Source organism: Pseudoalteromonas sp. SR44-5 (genome assembly GCF_014163675.1).
Classification (GTDB): Bacteria; Pseudomonadota; Gammaproteobacteria; order Enterobacterales; family Alteromonadaceae; genus Pseudoalteromonas; species Pseudoalteromonas rhizosphaerae.
This window is the reverse complement of sequence record NZ_JACJDT010000099.1, coordinates 1-2,993: the sequence shown is the minus strand read 5'-3', so window position 1 is coordinate 2,993 and position 2,993 is coordinate 1. Positions and strand designations below refer to the sequence as shown.

The window sequence follows — 2,993 nt, the reverse complement described above, 5'->3', positions numbered from 1 at the left end:
CTCTTAACCTCTTTGTGAATATTTTACTTAAAACCATGTTGCACAAAGAGAAAAGAATGAGAAGTAAATGAGGGGAGCAACCTAAGGCTAGACGCTAATCTTTAAAAGACTGTAGCGCCTAGCCTAACAACATCCATGTTGTTAAAGAGCGGGTAAATCAATATTGTTTAATAAGTTTGTTGTGCAGTGATAATGTCATCGTCATTATTATCGCGCTCAAATTTTAAATTAAACTGACCCTGTCGCGTAATTGAAAAAATAGCGCGTTGCCAATCCTCAACTTCGTTTTTAATAGCATGGTCAAATAACGTTTTAAACAACGCAGTGATATTTTCAGATACTGCAATAGCATGGTGTGTATCGTCATCTGCTTTTATAAAGTGGGCTTTGCACTCAAATACATTGTTACTCTCGCAATCTAAAATAAGCTGAGCTTCAATCCATGGCCTTTTTATTTGCTGATAAATGTACTGACCAAGTTGTTGCGGGATGTTTTTTATGTCGGGTTGCATTGGCTTTCCTTAGCGTTTAGTTATTGAGCAACGACTCGCTCGGCGACACTTTCGAAATAACGAGAAGAAAAAGACGGTGTGCTGTTTCTATTTTTTAGGTATTCTTCAGAAAAGAGGGTGACGCCTAAGCTGAGCACTTTTATTTCATTTTTATTTTGTGGGTTTACATCTACTCTAATGCCAATTTCGCCCTCATTAAAGTAGGGTGGGGTCTCTTTATCGCACGCAAAGCGTGAACCAAAAATAGTGGGCATATATGCCTCACCAAAGTAATGGGGATTTTTTGGATTAAATGCGTACAGTTGATTATTTACTTTACTCATATCCCAGTTGCCTTTAATCGCAGCCCCATTAACCCAGAGCGTTTGAGTAAATGGCGTTTTAGAGCGAGATTCATTCGCCTCTCTCTTAAATTCTTTCATTTCTTCACCGTAAGTAACTCTAATATCATCTTCACTAAAGGCAATGGTTTCATTAAATTCAAAGGTCAATGTTTGAGCTATGTGCTTATTGGTTTTAGAATAAAGACCAATACCAATCTCATCCCAATAATACACATCGTTTGCTAAGTGAGTGACTCGGTCGTATGGGCCGAGTATTTTAACCCATTCATCAATGCTGGTATTAAAAATAAGTGATTGACCTTTAAGGTTAAATTACAGCCATTAACTTGAAAGTCACTTGCTTCAGGGGAGGCCACTTGTATTTTTTCAGCGGGCTTTAATAGTGCAGTAACGGTGCTCACTGTCACTTTATCGCACCCCGCTAGCGTTAAAGCGAGCGCTATAAATATAAATCGCTTAATTAAAGTAGTCATAAATATCTCTAAAAAGGGTAGTGAAGTTTGATTGTGTCTAAAATAAGCTTAACCTAAAGCCACGGCTCTTTTATTTGCTGATAAAGGTACTGACCTAGGTGATGCGAGATGTTTTTTATGTCTGGTTGCATGTGCTGTCCTTAGCGTTATGTTCGTTTATAGCTGGACTTCGGACTTCAAAAAGTCATAGTAAAAAAGTCCATCTTCTTCATGATCTTCAAATATTTCTTTTCCGGCTAACATATAGGCCTTAAGTAAAGCATTTTTACTTCTTTCTTTGTCGTCTAACTGATAATGACATTGGCCAGCTCTAAAGTGAATAAATGGGTTATCGAGTGCTTCAGGGTAGTTTAATGCATCTAACATTGCATCAAGGGATTGTTCATATTCATCAAGCATATAATAACTATCACCGATAGATACTTTAAGCCAAACCGCTTGCTCCCAATCCTCATCTGGGTCGGTGAGTAAATCAAAGGCTTTTTGCCAGAGTGTAATTGCGCCTTGAAAGTCTTCTTCATCAAAAAGATCATTGCCTTGCTCGCAATACTCATCTATTTGGTCATGTACATTCATTGGTTATACTCATTAAAAAAAGTTTTGTATTTTTTAGGTTCATCAACGAAGCAGCGACCTCTTGACATGTCGTTTGCTTTATTAAACCATTGATAAGAAATTGGTAATTGTTCCATTTCATAATAAATAGTAGCTTTTAAAAAAATAATTCCACCGTGAAACCCACCTACCTTATTTTTATCTCGATATTCTAAGAGTTGCTCTATGATTTGCAGCGCATCATTGTAAAGTGTTAACTCTCGATACATTTCGCAAATTGCAGTAACAAAACTGAGAGTGACATCCCAATCAAATTTAGGCTCAGGTAATAACCCCCATGCTTCGTCTGCTTTTTTTTTTGCGATGTCAACATTTTTGACTTCTAATGCTTTGTATGCAGAAATATAGAGAGCATCGATTTTATCGCGCAAGTCTATAGGTAAATTTTCCATTATCTTTCCTTACTTTTTCGGGGGTAAATATCTATCGTTAAGCTTAGCACCAGCTGAGCGGTTAATACTGTAATGATCTAGAGTATAATTATTAGAGTCTAACATCCATTCTCGCACTTCTTTTGATTTTGCGCCGTATTGTCTGCCTGTAGTATTCCACCATTTTACTGCATCTGTCGGGTCATGTGCCATATCAGCTTGAGAGAGTGGGTACCATTGATTATCACTCGCTTGAAATTCGGTACCTTTGAATGACTCCCTTATTTTGCCTTTTGCTTTCATCTTCGCAATGACTTTTTTGCCTGTACGAGATGCTTTGCCTGGAGTTTTACCAAGGTATTTCAAGCGGTTTGATATCTTGCGAAGTTTCTTAGGTTTTGTAATGTTTGGGTTAATGCTTTGAGCCCCCTTCAAATCATTCCCTTTCGGCGGCTCAAGCTCATTGGCAACGGTTTTCTTCGGTTTGCCTACTATACCCGTGCTTGCCGGTGGCTCAAACTCATCGAGGGCTTTATTTACGCGATTGCCGATATCGTTTGCGGCGTTTTTTACCCCTTGGTCTATTTGCGGGGTGACTTCATCAAGCTGTTTGACCATGGCTTGCATGCCGTCAATGGCTGAGTCTGGCAGCAGAAGATCGTATTTCCAGCTGGTTGA

The 2,993-nt window shown here is 38.6% G+C and carries 6 protein-coding genes and 1 pseudogene; all 7 read right to left on the bottom strand.

The window, feature by feature from the left end; all coding sequences use genetic code 11:
* Positions 1-167 precede the first annotated feature (167 nt).
* On the bottom strand, positions 168-512 hold the full coding sequence (locus H5154_RS22495; protein WP_182719694.1) for an immunity protein YezG family protein: 345 nt from the start codon (positions 510-512) through the stop codon (positions 168-170).
* 20 nt (positions 513-532) lie between these two features.
* Positions 533-1,069 carry a hypothetical protein gene (locus H5154_RS23910; RefSeq protein ID WP_259398592.1) on the bottom strand — a complete coding sequence of 179 codons (537 nt, stop codon included), beginning with the start codon at positions 1,067-1,069 and terminating at the stop codon, positions 533-535.
* Between the two features lie 8 nt (positions 1,070-1,077).
* Positions 1,078-1,329, bottom strand: a complete 252-nt coding sequence (locus tag H5154_RS22485; protein WP_182719693.1) for a hypothetical protein — start codon at positions 1,327-1,329, stop codon at positions 1,078-1,080.
* A 56-nt stretch (positions 1,330-1,385) separates the two neighbouring features.
* A pseudogene (locus tag H5154_RS23905) lies at positions 1,386-1,460 on the bottom strand (DUF600 domain-containing protein); the annotation flags it as partial.
* Positions 1,461-1,485: 25 nt separating this feature from the next.
* Positions 1,486-1,905, bottom strand: coding sequence for a tol-pal system YbgF family protein (locus H5154_RS22480; RefSeq protein WP_182719692.1), 420 nt, complete (start codon positions 1,903-1,905; stop codon positions 1,486-1,488).
* A complete protein-coding gene (locus tag H5154_RS22475) occupies positions 1,902-2,336 on the bottom strand; it encodes a hypothetical protein (protein ID WP_182719691.1) in 435 nt (144 codons plus the stop codon). The genes H5154_RS22480 and H5154_RS22475 overlap by 4 nt, the downstream gene beginning before the upstream one ends.
* 9 nt (positions 2,337-2,345) lie before the next feature.
* Positions 2,346-2,993 (bottom strand): GH-E family nuclease (locus H5154_RS22470; protein WP_182719690.1); only part of this gene is annotated, 648 nt, incomplete at its 5' end.